Raw genomic sequence first — 23,721 nt, forward strand, 5'->3', positions numbered from 1 at the left:
CCCCCACCTGCATAGACGTCACGAATGGAAGTGCGGCTGGAGTACTAAGGCGTGTTTGGTAAGTGGATGTCGATCGCCGGCCATGTGTCGGCGTGGCGGTGATCGATAGACGGCGAGGTCTCCGGTATCTGGTGTATCGACCAAGACGCACCAAATTCCGGAGACCTCGTGGACACCATAGCGGTGACGAGGCGGCATGACCTTACCGACGCGCAGTGGGCGGCGCTCGCGCCGCTGCTGCCTGCGGTGTCGGTGCTGGGTAGGCCGCTGAAGTGGAGCAGGCGGCAATTGATCGATGGGATCCGGTGGCGGGTCCGGGTCGGCGCGCCGTGGCGTGATGTGCCGGCGGCGTATGGGCCGTGGCAGACGTTGTACTGGTTGTTCCGCCGCTGGCAACGCGACGGCACCTGGCAGATGGTGCTGACCGCTTTGCAGGCGCACGCCGACGCCGCGGGCCGGATCCGGTGGGACGTCAGCGTCGATTCCACCAGCGTCCGGGCGCACCAGCACGCCGCTGGCGCGCGCCGTGACGGTGGCTCGCAGAAGGAACCGCCTGGTGGGGTGGACACGGAACCGGACGATCACGCGTTGGGTCGGTCACGGGGCGGGCGGACCACGAAGGTCCACTTCGCGTGCGAGCAGGGCCGCAAGGTGTTGTCGCTGCTGCTGACCGCCGGGCATCGTGGTGACAGCCCACAGTTCGTACCGGTCCTGCGGGGCATCCGAGTGCCCCGCCTCGGCCCTGGCCGGCCGCGGACCCGGCCCGACCGAGTCCTGGCCGACAAGGCGTACGCGGGGAAGGCGAACCGTGCCTACCTGTGCCGCCAGGGGATCCGGGCGACGATCCCGATCAAGGCCGACCACGCAGCGAACCGACGCAAGCTCGGGTCGAAAGGTGGCCGCCCACCCGCCTTCGACCCCGAGACCTACAAGCAGCGCCACGCTGTGGAGTGCGGCATCAACCAGCTCAAACGCAACCGCGGCATGGCAACCAGGTACGACTGTGAGGATATTGATGGGTCGTTTCGGAGCTTCGGTCTGACCCGCGATACGACAGGCCGGAACCTGCGTGCCCTGAGTTTGATCTGTCGACTGAAGCTCCGAGACGACGTCCTGCCACCGGACCGGCCGACGTGTCTCAATAGGGGCCTTGCTGCGAACAAGGCACCATCACAGTCCTGACCGCCCTGCCGGCCCGGTGACGGCCCATCCGTTCCCGAGCCCTCAGGAGCCGACCGACCGTGTCTAGCATGCCGGACCTCACTGCCAGCAGTCACGCGCACGACGCCGATGTTGTTCTCGGCGTGGGCACGCACAAGGACGTGCACGTGGCTGCAGTCCTCACCCCGATGGGCGCAATCGCCGGCACCAACGCGTTCCCGACCACCACGGTCGGCTATCGGCAACTGCTCGAGTGGGCACGGACCTTCGGACGAGTCCGCCGAGCCGGCGTCGAGTGCACCGGTTCCTACGGCATCGCACTGACCCGGCACCTGCTCCAAGCCGGTGTCGAGGTAATTGAGGTCAACCAGCCCGACCGCGGCGAACGGCGCCGCCGCGGCAAGACCGATGCCATCGACGCCGAAGCCGCAGCCCGTGCCGTGCTGTCCGGCCGGGCCACGACCCGGGCCAAGTCCAGCGACGGCCCAGTCGAGATGCTGCGCATGTTCCGGCTGGCGAAAGACTCCGCAACCAAGTCCCGCACCCAGGCGATCAACCAACTCAAAGCCGTCCTGATCCGCGCCGACCCAGCACTGCGCGACCTGCTGTCCGGGCTCAGTATCCCCAAACTCGTCCGCCGATGCGCGCAACTGAGCACCGCCACACCAAATGACCCAGCATCCGCAGCCGCCTACACCCTGCAGTTGCTCGCGGCCCGGACCATCCACCTCACCACCGAAATCGAAAATCCCACCGCTCGAATCACCGAAGCGATCGACACGCACACACCAACCCTGCTCCAGCAATACGGCGTCGGGCCGGACACCGCCGGCGCACTCCTCCTGGCCGCCGGCGACAACCCTGAGCGCATGTCCAGTGAGGCCGCTTTCGCCGCCCTCTGCGGCGTCAGCCCGATCGAAGCCTCATCCGGCAAAACCCAACGCCGCCGCCTCAACCGAGGCGGCGACCGCCGCGCAAACTCCGCCCTCTACACCATCACCATCGCCAGGCTCCGCTGGGACCATCGCACCCAGACCTACATCCAACGACGCACCGCCGAAGGCAAAACCAGGCGCGAAGCCATCCGTTGCCTCAAGCGTTACATCGCCCGTGAGCTCTTCCAGCTGATCACGCGAACTCAGCCTTCAACCGCTTGACATCCATAGGGGCATCAAACTCGCCGTTCGCTACCAAGCCGCCGTCACCATCAGCGCGATCAACGAATGGCTCTGACCCGGCTTACCAAACACGCCTTACAAGTCCTAACAGAATGATCACTTGATGAGTCGGCGGTAGCAGATGATGGAGCAGGCGAGGCTCATGAACGCTTCGTGGATGTCGTCGCGGATCTCCCAGCGGATGCGGAGGCGGCGGAACCAGTGCAGCAGCGCGACCGTCTGCTCGACCACCCAGCGGTGAACGCCCAGCCCGGAGCCGTGCTCGACGCCGCGGCGGGCGAAGTAGGGGGTGATGCCCTGATCGCGGACCCGGTCGCGGTAGATGTCGAAGTCGTAGGCCCGGTCGGCGTACAGGCTGTCGGGGCGTCGGCGGGGCCGGCCGCGTTTGCCACGTATCGGCGGGATGGCGTCGATCAACGGCAGGAGCTGCGTGACGTCGTGGCGGTTGCCGCCGGTCAGGCTGACGGCGAGTGGGATGCCCGCGCCGTCGGTGATGACGTGGTGTTTCGAGCCGGTCTTGGCGCGGTCGACCGGGCTCGGTCCGGTTTTGGGCCGCCCTTCAGGGCCCGCACATGCGAGCCGTCGATCACCGCCTTGGACCAGTCGAGCTTGTCCGCGGCGCGTAGCTCGGCCAGCAGGAGCTCGTGCAGACGTTGCCAGACCCCGGCCTCGTGCCACTCGGCCAGCCGCCGCCAGCAGGTCATCCCAGACCCGAAGCCCAACTCCTGCGGCAGGAACTCCCACGGGATCGCCGTGTACAGCACGAACAGAATCCCGCACAGCACCTGCCGGTCCGGCACCCGTTTCCGCCCGGGGTTACGCAACCGCCGCGGGTGCCGGGGCAACAGCGGCTCGATCCGCTCCCACAACCCGTCCGGCACCATCCATGGTGGCTGCTCGCCCTTCCGCACGGTCGACACTATAGATCATCGTCCACAAAGGACGGAAGTCCCTAGATCATTCTGTTAGGACTTGTTAGTACTGCAACGGCACTTGGCGTGTCGACTCGTGCGCTGCTGCGTGCCGTTGCCGCACTAGGCGGTCAGGTGCTCAGCAGGCCGTTGCGGTGGGCGACCGTGGCGGCCTCGGTGCGGGTGGAGACGCCCAGTTTGGCCAGGATGTTGGAGACGTGGACGCTGGCCGTCTTGGGGCTGATGTACAGCTCGCCGGCGATCTGGCCGTTGGAGCGGCCCTCCACGACCAGGGCGAGGACCTCGCGTTCCCGGCCGGTGAGCTGGATCGGGAGGTCGGAGCGAGCCGCGGACGGGCTGGGCGCGGGCGGCTCGATCCGCAGGCGGGCGCGGCGGGCCAGGGCGCGGATGTCGTCGGCGGTGCCGGCGGCCAGTTCGACGGCGAGGCGCAGCCCCCGCACCGCGGTGGCGGTGGCCGCCTCCGGACCGGTCGTCGGGTCGGCGGCCTCGGCCTCCGCGAGGCGGAAGAGGCTGTAGCAGCGGGGATACGCCTCTTCGGCGGCCTCCGTCGCGGCGGCCGCGGCGCGCCAGGCGCCGACCTCGTCCCGGCCGTCGAGGCGTGCGGTCTCGGCGGCGATCAGGGACTGGTAGGCCCGGGCGGGTGGTGTGCCGGCCCGCAGCGCGCCGGCCAGGGCGTGCAGGGTCTCGCGCCGCCGGGCGCTGTCCGCGGCGCCGGGCGTGGCGGCGTCGGCCTCGATGCGCAGGCCGAGCCACAGCAGGGGCCACGCGTACCGCACCCCGAAACCGGTGACCGGCCCGGCCAGCGAGGCCCGGACGCGTTCCCGGGCGTCGTCGAGGTCGCCGCGGGCGCGGGCCAGCTCGGCCTCGATGTACACCATCGGGGCGGTGAACTGGATCTCCGTGCCGCCGCCGAGCTGGCGGCGGGCCTCCCGGACGTCGTGGGCGGCCGCGTCGGCGTCGCCCTGCCACAGCCGCAGCTCGCCGCGGAGCAGTAGGAGCCCGCTGGCGAAGACGCCGTCGGGGTCGTCGGCGAGCGACTCGGTGATCAGATCGAGGCTCTCCCGCCAACGGCCGATCCGCAGCAGCGGCTCGGCCAGGTTGCCGACCAGCATCGCCCCGATCGAGCGGGCGTGACCGACCTGGGTGGCCAGGGTGATGCCGGCGGTGGCGATCTCGGCGGCCTCGGCGTGCCGGCCCAGCAGCTCCAGGCAGTCCGACAGGTTGGTGTAGCCGCGCAGCGCCACCTGGTGCAGGTCGAGGCGGTCGGCGAGGGCGAGCCCGTCCCGCAACGCGGCGAGTCCGGACTGCGGATCGCCCAGGTAGGCGGAGGCGCTGCCGAGGGTGATCAGCGCGTCCGCCTGCTGGGCGGGTGCGCCGGCCGCAACGGCCGCCTGCACCGCGCTGCGGGCGATCTCTTGGCCCTGCCGGACCTCGTCGATGCGCATGAGGGAGTTGGCCAGCGACGCCAGCACCACGGCGTGGGTGGTGGTCATCGGCTGGGCCGGCAGCAGCGCCAGCGCCTCGCGGAGCTGGCCGGCGGCCTCCTCGTCCCGGCCCAGCGTGCGCAGGACGTTGGCCCTGCGCTCGATCACCTGGGCGCGGCGCAGCGGGTCGGTGACGAGCCCGCTGTCGGTCAGCACCTGGTCCACGATGGACAGCGCACGGCCGGACTCGCCCGCGCCCCACGCGGCCTCGGCGGCCAGGAGACTCAGATGGGTCCAGTCCAGGCCGGCGCATTCGGCTGCGTCGGGGACCCGGGGCCAGATCTGCAACGCCCGCTCCAGGTGGCGCAACGCCTCGGCCGGGGTGTACCCGGCGCCGGCCTGCCGGCCCGCCTGCACCGACGCGGACAGGGCCCGGGGCAGGTCCAGCGCGGCGTACCAGTGATGCGCCAGGGTCGCCGCGACGCCGCGGTCATCGTCGAGCAGCTTCGGATCGTGCGACAAAGCCTCGCCGTAGGCGGTGTGCAACCGGACCCGCTCGCCGGGCAGCATGTCGTCGTAGAGCGCGTCACGGGTCAACGCATGACGGAACGTGTAGCCGCGACCGCTGTCGTCGACCACGAGCAGGTGGTGCTCGACCGCCTCCCGCAACGCGGGATACAGCTCGGACTCCGGCATCCCGGCCACCGCCGCGAGGAGCCGGTCCGCCACCCGCGGACCGGCTGCGGCGGCCGTTCGCAGGACCCGCTGGGCCGCGTCGGACACGGTCTCGGTCCGGGCCAGGAGCACATCGCGCAGCGACGGCGAGATGTCGCCCGCGCCGGCACCGCCGTCCGCGGCGGCCAGGACCTCCTCGACCAGGAACGCATTGCCCTGCGACCGCCGGAACACCACATCGATGAACTGGGCGGTCGGCGCGCTATGCCGGATCGCGTGCAGCTGGGCGGCGACCTCGGCCCGGCTGAACCGCTCCACGTCGATGCGTTCGACGATCCGGACCCGTTCCCAGGCGGTGACCACCGGGCGCAGCGGATGGCGGCGGTGCAGCTCGTCGGAGCGGTACGTCAGCACCAGCAGCACACCCAGCTCGCGCAGCGTCTGGACCAGGAACACCACCAGGTCCCGGGTGGAGCGGTCGGCCCAGTGCAGATCCTCCACGACCAGCAGCATCGGCCGCCCGGCCGTGAGCCGCGTGATCAGCGCCAGGACGTGCTCCCGCAACTGCGCCGCCGAGCCCTCCCGCACCGGCGCGCCCGCGGCCTGCGGATCCAGCTCCGGCAACAGCCGCGCGAACTCACGACGGGCCGCACCGAAACAGCGGTCCAGATCGTCGGCCGGGGTGGAGCGCGCCACCGCACGCAGGACGTCGACCAGCGGCGCGAGCGGAACGCCCTCCCCGCCGAGCTCCGCACAGCCGCCGCTGAGCACCCGCACCCCACGCTCGGACGCGACCCGGGTGATCTCCTGGACCAGCCGGGTCTTGCCGACACCCGCCTCACCGGCGAGCAGCGCCACCGCCGGCTCGCCCCCGATCGCCTGGTCGAGCAGCGACCGCAGCCGGACCAGCTCGTCGCGGCGACCGACCAGGACGGGGCTGACCAGTTCGTGGCTCACGGCAAATACCCTATTGCCGATCCGTACCACGGCACTATCGGACAAAGGACTCATCCTCGCGCGACGAGGCTCATGCGGTCTCGCCTGCGACCGTCCAGTTGACGGTCACCTTGGTGCCCTGGCAGCTGTCGGGTGCCGTGGCCGAGAGGGTGACCGCACCGGCCAGCCGGAGCGTCAGCTGTCCGGGCCCGCTCGCGGTGCGGGCCGGCACGATCTGGCCGGTGGCCAGGTCGTTGGTGCGGATCTCGTAGTAGCCGAGGTCTTTGCAGGACGGGCTGGGGGCCCACTGGACCGTGTTGATGTGCACGATCCTGACCGGCACCTCGTTGGCGTTGGCCACCGTGATCAGCACGTCGGCGGGGTGGCCCGGCCAGAGCGCGGTCTGGTCGCCCTCGTAGTCGGTGTCGGTCGACACGACCGTCAGCGGCGTCACCGTCGCCGCCTGGTGCGTCGTGCTGACCGAGGTGACGGTGTTGAAGGCGGCGTACGCGGTGGCCCCGGCCAGCAGCGCGCCGATGCCGGTCGCCGACGCGACCACGGCCGATGACTTCCTCATGACACTCCCTTGTGGATGGTGGGTGGGAACAGGACGATCCGGCGGTGCGGGTCAGGCGGTCACGATCCGGCCGGTGCCGTCGGCCGCCCGCACCCCGGCCGCGTTGCCGGCGATGACCTTCAGGCGGAGCTGCCAGTACAGGTCGGCGTCGGTCGGGGTGTAGGTCGCTTCGGTGCCGAGCAGCTCGGTGCAGTTGTCGGCGCCGTCGTTGTCGCAGCGCCACCACTCGTACCGCAGGTCCATCGGTTGCAGGCCGGCCCATCGGCCGGGGTCGGCGGCCACCGTGACGCCGGGGTGGGGCTCGGCGGTGATGGCCGGCGGGGTCACGTTGACGGGCACGTCGGTGCCGGCGCCGTCGAGGGAGATCGTCACGGTGTGGCGGGTCTCCGCGTCGTAGTAGTCGACGTTCAGGGTTCCCTCGGAGGGCCCCAGGACCGTCGTGAGCTGCAGCTGGAGGGCGCAGCTCTGACCGGGTGCGACCGCGTCGGTGTCGCAGCGGCCGGTGACCTGGTAGCCCGCGGTGGCGGTGACCGTGCCCAGCCGGACCGCAGCGGGGCCGGCGTTGGTGACGGTGGCGGTCGCGGTGGCGTGCTCGCCGACGCCGTGCATCCCGAAGTCCAGCTCGGCGGCGGACGGCTGCAGGTCCGGCGGGGACTGCACCGCGCCGGCGTCGCAGCCGCTCGCGCCGGGGCTGCGCCACGGCCGGCCGCGCTGGTCGGTGCCCTCGCACAGACCGCTGCCGATCGGGACGGCACCGCGCGCGGCGCTGTCGTAGGGCAGCAGGTGCGTCGGCGTCGAGCCGCCGTTGTCCTGCAGGGTGCCGGTGACGTTCGCGGGCGCGGTCACCGTCGAGCTCCGCAGGAACTGACACGTGTCGTCGGTGGCGACGTCGTATGCGCTGCCGTTGTCGGCGTACATGTACCGGACGCAGTTCTGACCCGTGTTGTCGGCGATCACGGAGGCGAGCACGGTCGTCCACCCCATGAAGAAGTTTCCCGCGGTCCGGCCGCTGTTGGCGGTGATGGTGACATGCCGCAGCGTCAGCTGCGCGCCGCCCGACTCGATGCCGCCGCCCCGCTCGGCGCCGAGGTTGCGGGTGATGGTGGAGTTGGTGATGCTCGCCGTGACCGAATCGGCCACGGTCAGGCCCGCCCCTCGGCCCCCGGCGAGCACGGTGTTGTCATCCACGGTGGAACCGCTGACCGACAGCGTGCCGCCGGCGAACAAGATGCCCCCGCCGACGCCGGTCTGGTCGGGGGCGCCGGCCTGGTTGGTGTCGACGCGGCTGTCCACGACGGTGAGCCGGCTGCCGGCGTCGCTGAAGACGCCGGCACCGCGCACCGCGTTGTTGAAGCTGACCCGGGCGCGTTGCAGGGTCAGGTCCCCCCGGTTCGCGATGCCACCGCCGTCCCCGGCGCTCTTGCCGCCGAACACGGTGACGTCGACGAGCCGGACCGTCGCCGTGGCCGGCACGGTGAGCACGGTGCCGGCCAGCATGCCGTGCAGCGAGGTCGTCGTCGCGCCCGCGCCCGCGATCGTCACGTTCGACCCGGCGGGCACCACCGTCGTACCGGCGTAGATGCCCGCGGCGAGCCGGATCACGCCGCCCGGTGCGACCCTCGCGAGCGCCCGGCCGAGCGACGCGCACGGCGCGGCGGCGGTGCAGGCATTGGTGTCGGCGCCGGTGCGAGCGTCCAGGTACACCTGGGGCGCCAGGCTCGCCGCGTCCGCCCGCCCCGCCGCGACGGCCAGGATGCCGGCGACGAGGCACAGGACCGTGCCGGCCGCTCGCCCGTGCCGAGCCGCGCGGCGCCGCGGCTGCCACTCAATCATGATCGCTCCCATCGATACCCCGGATACCGCTCCACCGTGCGCCTAAGGAGGCCCGGCGCACATGAGGCACCTGCCGTATTCCGGCCCGGCGGCCGCCTTAGTACTGCAACGGCGGGTCGCTACCTCGTGTGGTTGTGGGTCGCTTGCCGGGTGTGGTGACGGTTGAGCAGGTCGAGGGCTGGGACGAGGATTTTCGGGAGTACTTCTTGGGGTTCTCGCACTGGTTCAGTCGGGCGGATAGGGGTTGTTGTGCAGTCCGTGTTTCGACCGTGCGGCGGTCCGTGACGAGGTTCGTTCGGGTGTGCTCGCGGCGATCGGCGATCCTCGCGGGGTGCTGGTCGTCGACGCAACCGGATTCGTCAAGAAGGGCAGGACCTCGGCGGGAGTGCAGCGGCAGTACACCGGGACGAGCGGCAAGATCGGCAACTGCCAGATTGGCGTGTTCCTGGCGTATGCCAGTGTGGCGGGGCGGGCGTTGCCGATCCGGCCGTGGTGGACACCCGGGCGCGGGCACTGGCTCCTCGCCAGACGCAGCATCACCGACCCAACCAAGATCGCCTACTACATCTGCTACGCCCCGCGGCGCACCACCCTCGCCACCCTGACCTGGGTCGCCGGCCGCCGCTGGCCAGTCGAGGAATGCTTCAAGCAAGCCAAACAGGAAACCGGCCTGGACCACTACCAGGTCCGCACCTGGCGCGGCTGGTACGCCACATCACCCATCGATGCTCGCCCTGGCCTGGCTCGCCGCAGTCCGCGCCGCCGAACACCAAAAAGGGGAACCAGCACCAACCGTGACCAGCTCATCGCGATCACCGTCCCCGAAGCCCGCCGCCTGATCGGCGCGCTCCTCAACAGCCGCCACCCAGACAACGACCACACCATCGCCTGGTCACTGTTCCGACGCCGCCGCCGGTGGCAAGCCCAGCAATGTCACTGGCAACGAAGAACCCAAGTGCCGTTGCAGTATTAGACCCGGACGGCCTTGGATTCGACGGCTCCGCAACCGTACGGCGCGTGGCGGCTCTCCTGGCGCCGCCGTCCGGAGGACTGTAGCGACGGCGCGTAACCCCGGTCTGTCGTGAGTGGACGGTCGGGCGCGGCGACCGTGAACCCTGCGCGCTACCGCGAACGCCGGCAGCTGCGTCCGGCTCGGCATCCTGACCGGACGAGCTGGATCTTCACGTCGTGGATGCCGGCCGGCCAGGCCGGACCGACCCGATACGTCCCGTACTGCGTGGCGCTGACGATCGTGGTGCGCCCGGCGACGGTCACATCGACGGTGGGCCACCCCTCGCAGTTGTCGCCTATGTCCCCGATCTGCACCCGCCCCGCGCCCTGGATCGTGGTGGTGGCGTAGCTGGAGTTGGCCCAGAGCGAGGCGTGCGTGCCGGAGGCGGGCACCGGTGTACCGGTGGCGGTCCAGATTGCCCCATTGACCACCGTGAACTGCGACGGTGTGGCCGCACCGGCCGCCCCACCACCCGAGACGACCGCTCCCCGGCGAGCGCCAGGACGGCGCCGAGAAGCCCGGCCCGAAAACGCGATTCCATGCGCAGGACAATTGATCGACGGTTGGAAATACATCTGGTGCCGAGTTGAACACCGGCGCCCCCGGCCCACAGGAGGACGTCGCCGTGCGTCCGGGCGCCTCAGACCGGGCGTAGGCGCCGGACGTTGCGGAGCAGGGCGCCCGACAGCAACAGCGCCAGGAGCACGTAGGCGGATGTCTCGTACCACTGGAACTGCCAGTAGCGCGTCCCGGGCTGGTAGGCGACGAGCTGCTGCAGGTGCAGCTGGTTGATCGCGTCGTCGCAGGCGGTCGGGGTGCTGGCCCGGTCGAGGCAGATCGCCGGGGCCGGCCCGGTGAACGGCCGGCCGGCCGGGTCGACGGTTCGGACCGAGACGATCCAGCCACCGGGGATGCTGACCGGGGTGGACACCGTCAGGCTCCCGCCGTCGATCGTGATCGCCTGGGGCTTGCCAGCATCGAGGGTGAGCGGCACCAGGGCGGTCTGCGCGGGGCGGTAGTGCTCGCGGACGACGGTGGGGACGATCAGCTGCACGGCGGCGAGGACGGCGAGCGTGACCGCCATGGCCGGGACGGTCCGGCGCACCAGCGCGCCGGCGGCGACGCCGACGGTGAAGGCGAACGCGGCGTAGCCGACCGGGGCGAGGTCGCGCGCGCCGAACAGCAGCGGTATGAACCGGTTGGGCAGGTCGAGGCCCTGGTCCGCGCCGGGCAGGCCGTCGGCGTGGTCGATGGGGCCGGACCACCGGGTGATCGCCCAGCTGAGCAGGGCGGTGACCAGCAACGCGGCCCCGCCGGCCAGGCCGAGCATGACGGCCAGCCAGCGGACGCGGCCGACGCTCTGGGTCCACACCAGGCGGAGCGTGCCCGCCTCGAGTTCCCGGGCGAGCAGCGGCGCCCCCCAGAACAGGCCAATCAGCACCGGCGCGAGGTACACCAGCGCGATCCCGGCGAAGAACACCAGCGGGTACACGTCGTCGGCCTTGACCCCGGCGGCGAACGCGCGCTGCGCGGCGGTGCAGTCGCCGGCGGCGGCGCAGGTGTCCAGGCCGCTGCTTGCGTGCAGATGGGCGAGGCGCGGCCCGGTGACGGCGAGGACGGCGACGAGCGCGGCCAGGCCGCCGAGCGCGGCCCAGGCCTGGGCGCGGAACCGTCGCCAGGTCAGCCAGATCATGCGATGGTCTCCGTTTCGGCGGGCCGGACTCGGCGCAGCGTGGTCAGGACGAGGTCCTCCAGCGTCGTGCCGTCCGGCCGGGTGGCGAGCAGGTCGGCGATGCGCCCGGCCAGCTGCACCCGGCCGGCGCCGAGGACGATCAGGTGGTCGCAGATCCGCTCCAGGTCGGTCACGAGGTGCGAGGACAGCACGACGCTCGCGGCCCGGGCGGCGACCGCCCCGGCCAGGTCGTCGAGGAAGTCGCGCCGGGCCAGCGGGTCGAGGCTGGCCACCGGTTCGTCGAGCACGAGCAGGTCCGGGCGCTTGGCCAGGGCCAGCGTCAGCGCGAGCTGCGCGCGCTGCCCGCCGGACAGGCGCCCGGCCCGCCGGCGGCGGTCCAGTCCCAGCCGCCGCACGCGGCCGGCGGCGTACGCCGGATCCCAGGCGGGGTTGAGCCGCGCGCCCAGGGTGAGATGGTCGGCGACCGACAGCCCGGCGTACAGCGGCGCGTCCTGGGCGACGAACCCGATCCGGGCCCGGCTCGCCCCGGGCGGCCCGCCGAACACGCGCACGGTGCCACCGGTCGGGGCGAGCAGCCCGACCGCGAGGTTCACCAGCGTGCTCTTGCCGGCGCCGTTGGGCCCGACGAGCCCGACCACGTGCCCGGCCGGGATCGACATCGTGCATTCCTGCAGGGCCCACCGGCCCTGGTAGCGCTTGCCCAGGCCGCGGGCGTCGATGGCAGCCGTCATCGTGGGGTCCTCCTTGCCGTCGGTGTCGTCGGTACCACCGTGCGCCGCGGGCGCTGCGCCCGTCGTCGGGCCCGGGTCCGGACTTTCGCGCCGCCGTTCAGCCTGGAGTACACCCCACGGCATCGGTCCGTGGTCCGACGACACCGAACCGCGCGGGGCGTTAGCGTGATCCGTATGCGGCTCCACCCGACCGATCGCCTCAGCGCCGCGCAGTGGGTTGCGATCGACTGCGTGACCGCGCTGGTACTGCTGGTCGGCTCCGCGGTGCCGACGCGGGCGGCGGCCGGGCCGCAGGGGCCATCCTGGGCGTTCTGGGCCGGCCTGGCGGCGGCGCTGGCCGCCGGGGCGCTGCGGCGCCGGCGGCCAGTGGTCGCGCTCGGCGTCGCGCTGCTCGCCGGGCCGGTCGCCCTGGGCGCAGGCGCGTTCCCGCTGCCGTGGGTGGTGGTCGCCTTCGTGATGTACCTGATCCCGCTGCGCTTCCCCCGCCGCGTGGCGCTGTGGGTGCTGGCCGGCACCTTGCTCGCCGGCGCGGTCGGCGTCGTCGCCGCCCCGCTGGCCCGGCCCGGCCCGAACCGGGTCGGATCGCTGTTGGAGGGCGCGCTGCTGGTGTCGATCGCGTGGGTCATCGGCTATGCGGTACAGCATCAGCGCCTGCACAACGAGCAGCGGGCCGAGCGCCGGCTGACCGACGAGCGCCTGCGGATCGCGCGCGAGCTGCACGACGTTGTCGCCCACTCGATGAGCGTGATCGCGCTGCAGTCCGGTGTGGCCAACCACGTGGCCGCCGAACGCCCCGAGGAGGCGCGCCGGGCGCTGGCCTCCATCGAGGAGATGAGCCGGGCCGCGCTGCAGGAGATGCGGGCGCTGCTCGGGGTGCTGCGCGATCCGGAGGAACCGGCCCGGCCGGCCCCGGGCCTCGCCGACGTGCCGGCGCTGGTCGCCCAGGCCGCCACCGCCGGCGTCCACGTCGCCCTGGAGGTCACCGGCGAGCCGGGCGGGCTGCCCGCCGGCGTGGATCTGGCCGCTTATCGTGTCGTGCAGGAGGCCGTCACCAATGTCATCAAGCACGCCGCGACCGATCGCTGCCGGGTGTGCATCGACCGCGGCCCGTCCCTGGTCACGGTGCGGGTGAGCGACGAGGGACGGGGCGGAGCCGCCGCTGCCGGCCACGGCATCACCGGGATGCGGGAGCGGACCCGCATGTACGGCGGGACCCTGCAGGCCGGCCCGTCGCCCGACCGCCCGGGCTTCCAGGTCGTCGCCACGTTCGCGATCCCCCGGGCGGAGGCCGCGTGATCCGCGTGGTGGTCGCCGACGACCAGACGCTGGTCCGCGGCAGCATCCGGGTCCTGGTCGACACCGCGCCCGACCTCACCGCCGTCGGCGAGGCCGCCACTGGCGCCGACGCGGTCGACCTCGCGGCCCGGGAACGGCCCGACGTCGTGCTCATGGACGTCCGGATGCCCGGCCTGGACGGAATCGAGGCGACCCGGCAGATCTGCACCCGGCCGAACCTCGCCGCGGTGAGGGTCATCATCCTCACCACGTTCGACGTCGACGAGTACGTCTTCGCCGCCCTCCGCAACGGCGCCAGCGGCTTCCTGCTCAAGGACACCCGCCCGGCCGACCTGCTCACCGCGATCCGCGTCGTCGCCTCCGGCGAGTCATTGCTCGCGCCGAGCGTCACCCGGCGGCTCATCGAGGAGTTCGTCCGCCGCCCGGAGCCCGGCCGGCAGCCGGTCGCCGACCTGGACAACACCACCGACCGGGAGCGGGAGGTGCTGACCCTGGTCGGCCTCGGCCTGTCCAACGCCGAGATCGCCGCGCACCTGCATGTCAGCCTGTCCACCGCGAAGGCCCACGTCAGCCGGCTGCTGATGAAGCTCGCCGCCCGCGACCGGGCCCAGCTCGTCATCGCCGCGTACAACACCGGCCTGGTCCGCCCGACGACCGACTGACGCGGTCACTTCGGGCTGAACGTGCCGGCCCGCCGCAGCGACGCGCGACCGCCCGGGAATGCGGACGATCAGCTCGCGCGGACCTCGGCGACGGCCGCGACAAAAGTGCAACAGTGACGCCTCGACCTCGGCATAGCCGCGGGTCTTCAGGCCGCAGTCGGGATTGACCCACAGGCGTCGGGCCGGGACGGCCGCGACTGCTCGCCGCAGCGCCTGGACGACCTCCTCGTGGGACGGCACGCGCGGGGAGTGGCCTGCGGCGGCGAGCCGGTCGAGGTTGCCGGGCCCGGCGACGAGGTCCACACCGATCGCCTCGACCGAGTTGGCCAGCAGCGCCGACAGAGCGTCACCAAGGTCGCCGAAGTACGTGGCGACGAAGATCTGCGGCCGGTCGGTGAGCTCGCCAAGGCGGGTGTAGGCGGGCGTAGCCCGTCGATCTCCTCCGGGGTGCGGTCGGCGACGTAGGCGCGCTCGTCCAGCTGTACCCAGGCGACGCCGGTGGCGGCCAGGACGGCGAGGATTTGCGCGTAGACCTCGACGAGGTCGTCGAGGCGGGCGAACGGGTCCTCGCCCTTGGCCAGGAGCAGAAACGTGGCCGGGCCGAGCAGCACCGGCCGGGTGGCGATGCCCAGGGCGGCGGCCTCGGCGATCTCGCCGAGGGCCTTGACCGGATTGGCCGCGAACGCGGTGTCCGGGCCGATCTCGGCACCAGGTAGTGGTAGTTGGTGTCGAACCACTTCGTCAGCTCCAGCGCCGGCTCGGCGTCGACGCCGCGGGCCATCGCGAAGTATGTGTCCAGCTCGGACCGGCCGAGCCGGGCGAAGCATGCCGGGACCGCGCCGACGGCGACGGCGGTGTCCAGGACGTGGTCGTAGTACGAGAACGTGTTGGACGGGATCGCGGCCAACCCCGGCGTCGCGCAGCGTCTGCCAGACCTCGGCCCGCAACCCGGCCGCGGTCTGTCCCAGCGCGGCGGCGTCGATCTTCCCGGCCGCCCAGTACGCCTCGACGGCCTGTCTTCAGTTCCCGGTTCCCGCCGATGCGTGGGTAGCCGAGCACGGTGCTCTGCCCGAATGCAGGAGCCACCAGACGTTTCGTTCCCTCGAAGTGCCCGACGGCGCTCGGGAAGGAGGGAGGCAGGGATACGGCCCAAAAGGGCGGCCGTACCGCTTCCGCCCTGACCCGCCCGAGAGGTCGTCGGCGGCGCACACCGGCGGTGTGCGCAGCGCGGGCAGGTCTTCGGACTCGTGGGCGCGACCGAAAGGTCACCTACCGGCCGTCGCTTCCCAGGCCGTGTGGCCCAGTGCTTTGTTGACGGCTTTCGTTCCCACTCACCGCTGCGGGCAGTCCCGGTTCTGCACCGGATTCCCTCTTAAAGATCTTTCGGTATTTGAGTGATGGTCAGAGACGTAGGCCGGTGTGGTCGAGGAAGTTGAAGCACAGTTGGTAGCTGCTGCCGATCCGGTGCAGGCCGGTGTGGACGGCGGTGTCGGCGTCGTTGAGGATGTCGGGGCACAGGTTGGCCAGTTCGGTGGCTTTGAGGTTGCCCCAGACCAGTTCCATGGGGTTGAGGTCGTGGGCGTAGCCGGGCAGTGCTTCGACGGTCAGCCAGTGCTGCTGGGTGGCCAGCCATGCCTTCATGTCCTTGGACCGGTGCGCGGACAGCCCGTCCCAGATCAGCACGATCGGCTTGCCGCGCAGGTGCCGGCGCAGCTGGGTGAGGAACGTGATGAGGCTTTCGGTGTTGTAGCTGCCGGGTTTGGTCTGGAAGATCAGCTTGGCCCGGGAGCGGTCGGGCCGGTAGGCCAGCACACCGGCCATGGACATCCGCGACCAGGAGAACCGGTGCCGCAACACGGGTGTCTGCCCGCGCGGTGCCCAGGTGCCGCGGACTACGGGCAGGAGCGAGAAGCCGCTCTCGTCCTGGAAACAGATCCACGCTCCCCGTCGCCGGGCCCCCTTTTGATCCTGGGCCAGTCCTGCTTGACCCACGCTTCGATCGCTGCGTCGTCCCGTTCGACGGCCCGCCGGGCCGGGCGCTGCCGGGTCCAGCCGAGGCGCTGCCGCAGGATTGTCCAGGTCTGCGTCGGCCCGTACCGCACGCTGGTGACCCGTTCGATCACGTCCGCCACCCGGGCGAGGGTCCACAGGTCGGTGCCGAACCCGCTGGCCTTCGGCCCGGCCAGCAGTGCCGACTCCACTTCGGACAGTTGCTCGTCCGACAGCCGCGGCGTACGCCCCAGTCGCTGCGCGCCGGTCAGGGCCTCCCGGCCGCCGGCCCGCCACGCCCGATGCCACCGCGACGCGGTCTGCGCAGAGACCCCCAGTTGCGTCACCACATCGGCCTGCCGCGCGCCGTCCTCGAACAACTCCGCCGCCCGAATCCGGCGCTGCCGCAACACATCAACATCCAGACGAGCGGCACCACGCCGACCCGCCGGCTGTGCAGAGACCGACATGCCACCGATTCTCGTACCCGGCAACACGATCAGCCCGCAACGACTCACCTCAATATCGAAAGATCTTTAATACTGCGACGGCGTTTTGTAGTGGTCGGTCGTGGATCGCTAGTATCCATTGTGGTCAGTGTTGGGGTGGTGGAGTCGTGGAACGCTGCGCTTGAGGATCTGTTCGCGCTGGTCGCGGGGCGGTTCGGGCGGGTGGAGCCGCGGAAGCGAGCGTTCGCTTATGTGCGGGGGTTGTTGGCGCCGTTGGAACGGCGTAATGGGTGGACCCTGGCGGAGCAGGCTGGTGATGGTTCGCCGGACGGTATGCAGGAGTTGCTGTGCAGCCCTGGCTGGGACCGCGACGCGGTCCGCGACGATGTGCGCGGTTACGTGGTGGAGAAGGAGTACCGCGACACGGTGGCGCAGCTGCCGCGGGAGTACTCCGCGATCCTGCCCGGCTGACCGCCGCTCAACGTTCGTTCGGGGGGCACCGGCCGGCAGCGGGTGCCCCGAGCGGGCACCGGCCGGCAGCAGGTGCGCGACCTCGGGAGCGGTCGCGGCGAGCGTGTACGCCCGGCGCTCCGCCTCGACCTCGAAACCGGTCGCCCGATGGGAGTGCCGGCGCATGTGCTCCTCCCGGCTCGGCACCTGGAACACCTCGCTGTCCGTGCGCCAAGTCGTCGCCGGCGGGCTGATCGCCGGGACCGCCTGGATGGCATTGCAGACCGTAGGCGCACGATTCGTCTCCGCCCGGCTCAGCCACACGAGCGCGCTCTACGGCACGTTCGGACTCGTACTCGCCGCACTTCGAAGGTCGGTCGGACGTCGCCGAAGGTGCGGTGGACGGCCGGACGCCGCGGTGGCGTCCGGCCCTCCTGCGGATCATCGGGTCGTGTAGCGGATGACGTCGGTGCGCATCACATCGCCCGACGCCTTCACGGCCCGGAAGGTGTGCTGCCCGTTGCCGAGACCGGCGACGCTGTACACCTGCTGCTGTGTTGCCCGTGCGTCACCGTGGGTGTCCACGCGCTTGGCGAGCTTGCCGTCGATGTAGATGTCGACGAGGCCCTGGTCGGGGGCGGTGGCCGTGATCCAGTCGAGGCCGGTGCCCCGGAAGGTGTACGAGACGGCGTCGCCGTTGTGCGTGGTGGCGTGCACGTCGTCGAGGTAGTCGCCGCGGAACGCGAAGTCCAGCTGCGCCGCGCCGAGCGGGAGCCCGGCGAGGTACGCCGAGCGCAGGGTCACGGTCGAACCCGACAGGGTGTAGTCGGTGCCCTGCCTGAGGGCGGTGCCGCCGCGCGAGACGCCGGTGAGCTCGCTGCCGCTGCGCAGGAGCCGCACCTGCACGTCCGCCGGGGCCTTCGTGTCGAACGACGCCGTCGGCGGGTCGATGAGGCTCGGCTGGAGCACGTCGATCCGGTCGAGCAGCATGAAGGCGCCGGACTTCTTGACGGCCTTGAGCGTGTGGCTGCCGTTGGGCAGGTCGTTCACGGTGTACACGGTCTGCTGCGCGAGGCGGGGCTGGCCCGGGTCGCGGCCGGTGTTCACGGTCTTCATGAGCTGGTTGTCGATGTAGATGTCGACGTTGCCCTGCGAGGTGTCCAGCTCGGTGAGATAGGAGACGCCGGTGCCCTGGAAGGTGTACAGGAACGAGTCGCCGTCGCGCTCGGTGTAGTGCACGCCGTCGCTGTAGTCGCCGAGCCCGCGGCCGGTGCTCTGCGACCACGATCCCACGTAGGCGATGCCCGGGTCGGTGTCGTCGTGGGTGATCGTGCGGACCGGGCCGGTCGTCGAGGGCGGGGCGGGGGTGCCGGTGTCGGTCACGGTCAGGGTGAGCGGCTGCGCGGTGGCGGCGACGCCGTCGCGGGTCCATTCGCCGCTGTAGCCGACCCGCAGGGCGTCGTCGTTGACGGCGACGGTGGCGCCGGGCTGCGGGGTCACCCTGAGCAGCCGTACGCCGTGGATCGGTACCCCTGCGGCGGTGAACCGGCCGGTGAAGCGGCCGAGGTCCTGGTGCGCCCACAGGTCGCGCACGGTGGCGGCGCCGGTGAGGCCCAGGTCCGTCCAGTTCGCCGTGACGTCCTTCTCGGTGCGGCCGAGGTTGAACAGCGCGACGGTGTAGCTGCCGTCGGCGTTGAGCGCGTACCAGACCTGCTGCTGCGTCGCCGTCGAGACCGGCCGCGCCGGGGTCCCGCCCTGGTCGACGCCGATCACCTCCGGGTTGGTGAGCAGGCTCAGCCCGTAGGAGTCGAGGTTCGTCAGGTCGTTGCCGATGTACATCGGCGCGGCGGAGATCGCCCACAGCGTCGTCGCGGTCTGCCGCTCGTCGCGGGTCAGGCCGTCCATGGTGCCGTTGCCGACGTCGAGCGAGTCGAGGTCGTTCCACCCGCCGTTGCCGCCGTTGCGCCACCAGGCTGCCACGTCGGGGAAGAGCCGGGCGATGTTCTCCCACTTCGTGAGCGCGTCGTTGGCGCAGTAGCACTCGACGTCCCACTCGACCCGCCAGCCGTTGGCCTTGGACCGCCAGTAGTCGGCGTACTTCGGGTCGACCGCCCACGACAGCTCGAACCAGATCTTGCGGGCCTTGAGCGCCGAGGACCAGGCGGCGACGTCGTCGCGGGCGTCGAGCGACAGGTCGCTCACCCCGGAGCCGGGGGTGACGCTGTCGAACTTGACGAAGTTGACGCCCCACTGGCCGAAGAGCTCGACGATCGAGTCGATGTACCGCTGCGAGCACGGGTTCGAGAAGTCGATCTTGTAGCCGATGTGCCAGTAGTCGGAGGGGCGCGGCGGCTGCGCGACGATGTCGTGCGTCGTGCAGCCGGACGCGCCGGCGATCGGCAGGTTCGCGTTGTAGACGTCCGGTGAGATGCCCGGGATCATGTACAGCCCGAACTTCTGGCCGTTCGCGTGGACGTGGTCGATGACCTTCTGCAGACCCTGTGGGTAGAGCGTGGCGCTGGGCTTCGGCCGGCCGTTGGCGTCGACCCCGTCGTTCCAGCCGGCATCGACGTTGATGTAGTCGTAGCCGTACCGCTGCAGCTTGGCGTGCATCGCGTCGGACTGCCGGACGAGCTGGTCGCCGGTGATCCACTTCGAGTTCCCGGAGTACACCTGCATGCTGTAGCTGCTCCAGCCCATGTACGGCCGGGTGGCCCACGGGTCGGCGGTCGCCGGCGCCTGGCTCGTCGGATCAGATGGCGGCGCGGCCTGCGCCGGGCGGGCGCTCGCGCCGGTCAGCGCGAGCAGCGCGGCGGCCAGGACGGCGGCCGCGGAACGGGTTCGTAACGGTGACCTCACGGCGTCCGGAAACATAGCGGGAACGTAGAAGCAATAATTAACTTCGTCAAGTATTGATTTCCGCGAACCGGCGGACCTACGCTCGGCGGCACCATCAGCATCAGCAGGCACCCGGCGGCTCAGGCCGGTACTGCCGCAACGCCAAGCGAGGACGATGATGCCCGCCGCGCCGTTCGACCCCGACGAACCGGTCCTGGCCGCGAGCCGCCACCGGCAGATCCTGGGGCTGCTCGCCGAACAGGAGTACGTGACCACCCGCGAGATCCGCGACGCCACCGGCGCGTCGAACTCCACGGTCAACCGCGACCTGGGCCTCCTGGCCGGCGCCGGCGCCCTGCAGCGCATCCGGGGCGGCGCGACCCGGCCGGTCGCGCCGCGCGATGCACTGGTCGAGGTCCGCGCGCACCTCGCGGGACTGTCCCGCCAGCTCAGCTACGGGGACCTCGACTCGGTCCAGGCGATTCTCCGGCAGGCGCTCGCGGCTTGTAACCGGTCAAGCCTTCGTCGCGGATCGCACTAGCTCAGCCAGCTCCGCTCCGAGGTGGACCTCCTCGCCCGCGTGGACGGCCAGCTCGACGGTTCGCCCGCCGTGGCGGATCACGGCCGTCCGGGTGCCGGTCGGGTGGCCGCCGCGGACCGTCAGCGAGGCGAGCCGGCCCCCCTGCCACGCGAGGTCGACGCTCCACCCGCCGCGGCACCGCACGCCCCGGGCCGAGCCGTCGGGCCACTGCGCCGGGAGGGCCGGGAGCAGGCGGATCACGCCGCCGTGGCTCTGCACGACCAGCTCCAGGATCGCGGCCATGAGCCCGTAGTTGCCGTCGATCTGGAACGGCGGGTGGGTGCTGAGGAGGTTGGGCAGCAGGCCGCCCCAGCGCGAGCCGTCGACCGGCGCGTCGGTCGTCGAGTCGCCGTCGAACGGGCGGGTCGCCTCCAGGAGGAGCTCCCGGGCCGTCCGGGCGTCGCCGAGCCGGGCCCGCAGCGCGATCTTCCAGGCCCACGACCATCCCATCGCGCCGGGCCCGCGGGAGTCGAGCAGCCGTGCGGCGGCCGCGGCGAGGTCCGGTGTGAGCTCCGGGTCGATCTGGCCGAGGGGGTAGACCGTCACCATCTGGGACATGTGCCGGTGGACGGGGTCCTGCTCCGGATGGTCGTGGACCCATTCCTGCAGCCGGCCGTCGGCGGTGATCGCCGGTGGGCGCAGCCGTGGCAGCGCGTCGCGGATCTCCCGGCATACCGGGTCGTCGGCCTGTCCCAAGCGTTCGGCCGCGTCGAGGCAGCGCGTGAACAGGGCATGGATGAGCGCGATGTCCATGGTGGTGGAGTACGACAGGGACTCGGCGGTGCCGTGGCGGGAGATGAAGGCGTTCTCCGGCGACGTGGAGGGGATGGTGTCCAGCCGGCCGGCTCCGTCGTCGACCAGCCAGTCCAGGCAGAACTCCGCGCAGCCGCGCATCAGCGGCCAGGCCCGCTCGCGCAGGAAGCCGGTGTCCTGGGTGAAGTCGAAGTGGTCCCAGAGGTGCTGGGTCAGCCAGACGCCACCCATCATCCAGATCGCCCACGAGGGGTTGCCGTGCCCCATCCCGACGGGCAGGGCCCAGCCCCACATGTCGGTGTTGTGGTGGGCCACCCAGCCCCGGGCGCCGTAGAGGTGCCGGCTCACCTCGCGCCCGGTTACCGCGAGACGGTCGATGAGCTCGAACAGGGGCTGGTGGCATTCGCTCAGGCCGGCGGGCTCGGCGCCCCAGTAGTTCATCTCCGTGTTGATGTTGAGCGTGTAGTTCGACGACCAGGCGGGGCGAAGCTCGGCGTTCCACAGGCCCTGCAGGTTGGCCGGCGGGCCGCCGCCCGGGCGGGACGCCGACGCGAGCAGGTAGCGGCCCAGCTGGAACATGACCGTCGCGACGAGGGCGTCGTCGGTGCCGCCCAGGACGTCCCGGGCGACGTCGAGCGTACCGCCGCGGCGAGGCCCGACCGTGAGGCGCGTGCCGCCGAGCAGGTCACGCAGGTCGCAATCGTGGGTCCGGAGGGCCGCCGCGGCCCGCCGCGCCGCGTCGTCGAGGTGCTGTCTGCGGCCCGCGGGTGGCGAGTTCGTCCAGAAGTCGCCCGCGGCGGTGGCGCTCGACAGGGTCACGAGGGCGCGCGTCATGCCGCGCACGGACCAGGTGCCGCCGGTCACGTCCACGGTGCCGTCGGTGTCGATGCGGACGGCGGCCGCGGCGAACGGGTCGTAGCCGCCGGTGCCGGGCTCGGCGTACCGCAGCGGATCCTTGACGCCCTCCTCGTGCCGCGGCGCGCCGTCGAGGGGCACCTCGACGCCCACGACGATGCCCGCGGGGGTCGTTGCGCGGTACACGACGCGCAGGGGCGAGGACAGCTCGAGGCTCAGGTCCGCGGTACCGCCGTCGACCGTGACCGAGACGCACAGCGCCTGCGCCGGCCGGCTCGCCCAGGTGCGCCGTTCGACGGTGCGCCCGTCGCCGAGGTCGATCGTCTCGGCGACGACGCCGGTGTCGAGGTTCAGCGTCCGGCCCCGGTAGGTCGCGCCCGGTCCGGCGGCCAGCGACATCGACAGGTCCACGAACGGCAGGTACTCCTGGCTGTAGCGGCCCTCGAACGACATGAGCAGCGCCTCGGCCCGGCGGTAGTCCTCCCCGCGGATGGCCTGGCGCACCTCGGCGAGCCGCCGCGGACCCGCGCCCGCCGCGAGGACCTCGGCCAGCCCGATCGCGGGGCCGGCCGGCGTCCCGGACCAGACTGTCGAGTCGTTGACCTGGAACCGGCTGCGCTGCACGCCGCCGAAGACCATGGCCCCGAGGCGGCCGTTGCCGACGGGGATCGCCTCGAACCAGCTCGCCGCCGGCCGCGGCCAGGCCAGCACGAGGTCGCCGGTCATGCCCCACCTGCCAGTAGGTCGCGCAGCCAGCGCAGCTGGATCGGCGCCTGGAACGTGGCGCCGCCCTCGTGCCCGTTGTAGGGCCAGATCGTGATGTCCTTCGGGCCGGCGTAGTGGTTGTACGCGGCGAAGACGGTGGACGGCGGGCAGACCGCGTCCATCAGCGCCACCGAGTACAGCGCCGGCGCGGTGGCCCGGGCCGCGAGGTGTACGCCGTCGAAGTACGCCAGCGTGTCGAAGACCTGCTCGGTCCGGTCCCGGTTCGTCGCGCAGAAGTCGGCCAGTTCCCGGTAGGGGTAGGCGTCGGTAATCTCGGTGGCGCGCCGGAAGTGGGTGAGGAACGGTACGTCGATGAGGGCGGCCCGGACCCGGGGGTGCAGGCCGGCGACGGCCTGGGCGATGCCGCCGCCCTGGCTGGCGCCGGCGACGATGATCTGGTCGGTGTCCACGTCCGGGCGGGTGGCAGCCGCGTCCACCGCCCGGACCGCGTCGGTGAACAGCCTGCGGTAGTAGTACTGCTCGGGGCTCAGCACGCCGCGGGTGAGCAGGCCGGTGTGGTGGGGGGTGTCGCCGCCCGGCAGGTCGGGGGTGTCCCCGTCGCCCTGACCGCGGGAGTCCACGACGAGGACCGCGTAGCCGGCCGCGGGCCACAGCAGCCACTCGTGCGGCCGGCCCCGGCCGCCGCCGTAGCCGATGAACTGCACGACGCAGGGCAGCGGCCCGGAGAAGGTCGCGGGCGTGAGGAACCAGCCCGCCACCCGCTGTCCGTCGTGGCCGGCGAACCGGACATCGTGCACGTGTACCCCGGGCAACAGGGCGTCGTAGCGCGTGAACTGCGGCGCCAGGTCGTGCTCGGCCGCGGCGGACAGCGTCGCGTGCCAGAACGCGTCGAAGTCGTCCGGCTCGGCGCGGTGAGGGCGGTACGCGCGCAGCTGCTCGAGGGGCAGGTCGAAGTGGGCCACGGTGTCCTT

The 23,721-nt window shown here is 71.7% G+C and carries 16 protein-coding genes, 4 pseudogenes and 1 riboswitch; of the genes and pseudogenes, 7 read left to right on the forward strand and 13 right to left on the reverse strand.

Annotated features, from left to right (window positions below; all coding sequences use genetic code 11):
- Nucleotides 1-168: 168 nt before the first annotated feature.
- Together ACPPVO_RS24865 and ACPPVO_RS24870 are read left to right on the forward strand one after the other, a co-directional pair.
- Nucleotides 169-1,002, forward strand: a pseudogene (locus tag ACPPVO_RS24865) (IS5 family transposase); the annotation flags it as partial.
- A gap of 248 nt (nucleotides 1,003-1,250) precedes the next feature.
- A complete protein-coding gene (locus ACPPVO_RS24870) occupies nucleotides 1,251-2,318 on the forward strand; it encodes an IS110 family transposase (protein WP_426513549.1) in 1,068 nt (355 codons plus the stop codon).
- 117 nt (nucleotides 2,319-2,435) lie between these two features.
- On the opposite strand, the gene ACPPVO_RS24875 is transcribed toward ACPPVO_RS24870, so the two are convergent.
- The 4 genes from ACPPVO_RS24875 to ACPPVO_RS24890 form a co-directional block, all read right to left on the reverse strand.
- Nucleotides 2,436-3,223, reverse strand: a protein-coding gene (locus ACPPVO_RS24875; RefSeq protein ID WP_426514666.1) for an IS5 family transposase whose coding sequence is annotated in 2 segments (ribosomal slippage) — nucleotides 2,436-2,890 and nucleotides 2,890-3,223 — 789 coding nt in all. Because the reading frame shifts where the segments join, the coding sequence is not laid out codon by codon here.
- Between the two features lie 158 nt (nucleotides 3,224-3,381).
- Nucleotides 3,382-6,327 carry a helix-turn-helix transcriptional regulator gene (locus ACPPVO_RS24880; RefSeq protein ID WP_426513550.1) on the reverse strand — a complete coding sequence of 982 codons (2,946 nt, stop codon included), beginning with the start codon at nucleotides 6,325-6,327 and terminating at the stop codon, nucleotides 3,382-3,384.
- A gap of 70 nt (nucleotides 6,328-6,397) precedes the next feature.
- Complete coding sequence (locus ACPPVO_RS24885) at nucleotides 6,398-6,883, reverse strand: hypothetical protein (RefSeq protein ID WP_426513551.1); 486 nt, start codon at nucleotides 6,881-6,883, stop codon at nucleotides 6,398-6,400.
- A gap of 51 nt (nucleotides 6,884-6,934) precedes the next feature.
- The gene (locus ACPPVO_RS24890) at nucleotides 6,935-8,716 is read right to left on the reverse strand and encodes a choice-of-anchor D domain-containing protein (protein ID WP_426513552.1); all 1,782 of its coding nucleotides are present in this window, start codon (nucleotides 8,714-8,716) and stop codon (nucleotides 6,935-6,937) included.
- A 262-nt stretch (nucleotides 8,717-8,978) separates the two neighbouring features.
- Here ACPPVO_RS24890 and ACPPVO_RS24895 point away from each other — a divergent pair.
- Nucleotides 8,979-9,555: pseudogene (locus ACPPVO_RS24895) on the forward strand (transposase); the annotation flags it as partial.
- 283 nt (nucleotides 9,556-9,838) lie between these two features.
- Here the strand turns inward: ACPPVO_RS24895 and ACPPVO_RS24900 are convergent.
- The 3 genes from ACPPVO_RS24900 to ACPPVO_RS24910 all read right to left on the reverse strand — a co-directional run bounded on the left by ACPPVO_RS24900 (nucleotide 9,839) and on the right by ACPPVO_RS24910 (nucleotide 12,152).
- The gene (locus ACPPVO_RS24900) at nucleotides 9,839-10,159 is read right to left on the reverse strand and encodes a hypothetical protein (RefSeq protein ID WP_426513553.1); all 321 of its coding nucleotides are present in this window, start codon (nucleotides 10,157-10,159) and stop codon (nucleotides 9,839-9,841) included.
- A 209-nt stretch (nucleotides 10,160-10,368) separates the two neighbouring features.
- Nucleotides 10,369-11,421 (reverse strand): ABC transporter permease, encoded by a 1,053-nt coding sequence (locus ACPPVO_RS24905; RefSeq protein ID WP_426513554.1) that lies wholly within the window; start codon nucleotides 11,419-11,421, stop codon nucleotides 10,369-10,371.
- A complete protein-coding gene (locus ACPPVO_RS24910) occupies nucleotides 11,418-12,152 on the reverse strand; it encodes an ATP-binding cassette domain-containing protein (protein WP_426513555.1) in 735 nt (244 codons plus the stop codon). Before ACPPVO_RS24910 ends, ACPPVO_RS24905 begins: the two co-directional genes overlap by 4 nt.
- A gap of 174 nt (nucleotides 12,153-12,326) precedes the next feature.
- On the opposite strand from ACPPVO_RS24910, the gene ACPPVO_RS24915 reads away from it, so the two are divergent.
- The gene (locus ACPPVO_RS24915; protein WP_426513556.1) at nucleotides 12,327-13,448 is read left to right on the forward strand and encodes a sensor histidine kinase; all 1,122 of its coding nucleotides are present in this window, start codon (nucleotides 12,327-12,329) and stop codon (nucleotides 13,446-13,448) included.
- On the forward strand, nucleotides 13,445-14,110 hold the full coding sequence (locus ACPPVO_RS24920; protein ID WP_426513557.1) for a response regulator: 666 nt from the start codon (nucleotides 13,445-13,447) through the stop codon (nucleotides 14,108-14,110). Before ACPPVO_RS24915 ends, ACPPVO_RS24920 begins: the two co-directional genes overlap by 4 nt.
- Before the next feature lie 168 nt (nucleotides 14,111-14,278).
- Here ACPPVO_RS24920 and ACPPVO_RS24925 read toward each other — a convergent pair.
- The 3 genes and pseudogenes from ACPPVO_RS24925 to ACPPVO_RS24935 form a co-directional block, all read right to left on the reverse strand.
- Nucleotides 14,279-15,263, reverse strand: a pseudogene (locus tag ACPPVO_RS24925) (hypothetical protein); the annotation flags it as partial.
- A gap of 60 nt (nucleotides 15,264-15,323) precedes the next feature.
- Nucleotides 15,324-15,544, reverse strand: a riboswitch (cobalamin riboswitch).
- Nucleotides 15,512-16,102 carry an IS630 family transposase gene (locus tag ACPPVO_RS24930; protein ID WP_426513558.1) on the reverse strand — a complete coding sequence of 197 codons (591 nt, stop codon included), beginning with the start codon at nucleotides 16,100-16,102 and terminating at the stop codon, nucleotides 15,512-15,514. It overlaps the preceding riboswitch by 33 nt.
- Nucleotides 16,003-16,446 (reverse strand): winged helix-turn-helix domain-containing protein, encoded by a 444-nt coding sequence (locus tag ACPPVO_RS24935; RefSeq protein ID WP_426513559.1) that lies wholly within the window; start codon nucleotides 16,444-16,446, stop codon nucleotides 16,003-16,005. The genes ACPPVO_RS24930 and ACPPVO_RS24935 overlap by 100 nt, the downstream gene beginning before the upstream one ends.
- Nucleotides 16,447-16,704: 258 nt before the next feature.
- Between ACPPVO_RS24935 and ACPPVO_RS24940 the strand changes: the two are divergent.
- Nucleotides 16,705-16,959, forward strand: a pseudogene (locus ACPPVO_RS24940) (IS701 family transposase); the annotation flags it as partial.
- Nucleotides 16,960-17,439: 480 nt separating this feature from the next.
- Here the strand turns inward: ACPPVO_RS24940 and ACPPVO_RS24945 are convergent.
- Entirely contained in the window at nucleotides 17,440-19,872 is a 2,433-nt protein-coding gene (locus tag ACPPVO_RS24945; protein WP_426513560.1) for a X2-like carbohydrate binding domain-containing protein, read from the reverse strand.
- A gap of 139 nt (nucleotides 19,873-20,011) precedes the next feature.
- Here ACPPVO_RS24945 and ACPPVO_RS24950 point away from each other — a divergent pair, with 139 nt between their 5' ends.
- A complete protein-coding gene (locus tag ACPPVO_RS24950; RefSeq protein ID WP_426513561.1) occupies nucleotides 20,012-20,377 on the forward strand; it encodes a DeoR family transcriptional regulator in 366 nt (121 codons plus the stop codon).
- Here ACPPVO_RS24950 and ACPPVO_RS24955 read toward each other — a convergent pair.
- Nucleotides 20,351-22,750, reverse strand: coding sequence for a glycosyl hydrolase family 95 catalytic domain-containing protein (locus ACPPVO_RS24955; RefSeq protein WP_426513562.1), 2,400 nt, complete (start codon nucleotides 22,748-22,750; stop codon nucleotides 20,351-20,353). The genes ACPPVO_RS24950 and ACPPVO_RS24955 overlap by 27 nt on opposite strands.
- Complete coding sequence (locus ACPPVO_RS24960; protein ID WP_426513563.1) at nucleotides 22,747-23,712, reverse strand: acetylxylan esterase; 966 nt, start codon at nucleotides 23,710-23,712, stop codon at nucleotides 22,747-22,749. Before ACPPVO_RS24960 ends, ACPPVO_RS24955 begins: the two co-directional genes overlap by 4 nt.
- Nucleotides 23,713-23,721 lie beyond the last annotated feature (9 nt).

The sequence above is a fragment of the Dactylosporangium sp. McL0621 genome, from assembly GCF_049995355.1.
GTDB lineage: Bacteria > Actinomycetota > Actinomycetes > Mycobacteriales > Micromonosporaceae > Dactylosporangium.

What these genes read in the sequence shown, in the direction of transcription:
- ACPPVO_RS24915 (WP_426513556.1), top strand. Translation starts at nt 12,327, where the DNA reads ATGCGGCTCCACCCGACCGATCGCCTCAGCGCCGCGCAGTGGGTTGCG.
- ACPPVO_RS24950 (WP_426513561.1), top strand. Translation starts at nt 20,012, where the DNA reads ATGATGCCCGCCGCGCCGTTCGACCCCGACGAACCGGTCCTGGCCGCG.
- ACPPVO_RS24905 (WP_426513554.1), bottom strand. Translation starts at nt 11,421, where the DNA reads ATGATCTGGCTGACCTGGCGACGGTTCCGCGCCCAGGCCTGGGCCGCG.
- ACPPVO_RS24885 (WP_426513551.1), bottom strand. Translation starts at nt 6,883, where the DNA reads ATGAGGAAGTCATCGGCCGTGGTCGCGTCGGCGACCGGCATCGGCGCG.
- ACPPVO_RS24890 (WP_426513552.1), bottom strand. Translation starts at nt 8,716, where the DNA reads ATGATTGAGTGGCAGCCGCGGCGCCGCGCGGCTCGGCACGGGCGAGCG.
- ACPPVO_RS24910 (WP_426513555.1), bottom strand. Translation starts at nt 12,152, where the DNA reads ATGACGGCTGCCATCGACGCCCGCGGCCTGGGCAAGCGCTACCAGGGC.
- ACPPVO_RS24870 (WP_426513549.1), top strand. Translation starts at nt 1,251, where the DNA reads ATGCCGGACCTCACTGCCAGCAGTCACGCGCACGACGCCGATGTTGTT.
- ACPPVO_RS24955 (WP_426513562.1), bottom strand. Translation starts at nt 22,750, where the DNA reads ATGACCGGCGACCTCGTGCTGGCCTGGCCGCGGCCGGCGGCGAGCTGG.
- ACPPVO_RS24945 (WP_426513560.1), bottom strand. Translation starts at nt 19,872, where the DNA reads ATGTTTCCGGACGCCGTGAGGTCACCGTTACGAACCCGTTCCGCGGCC.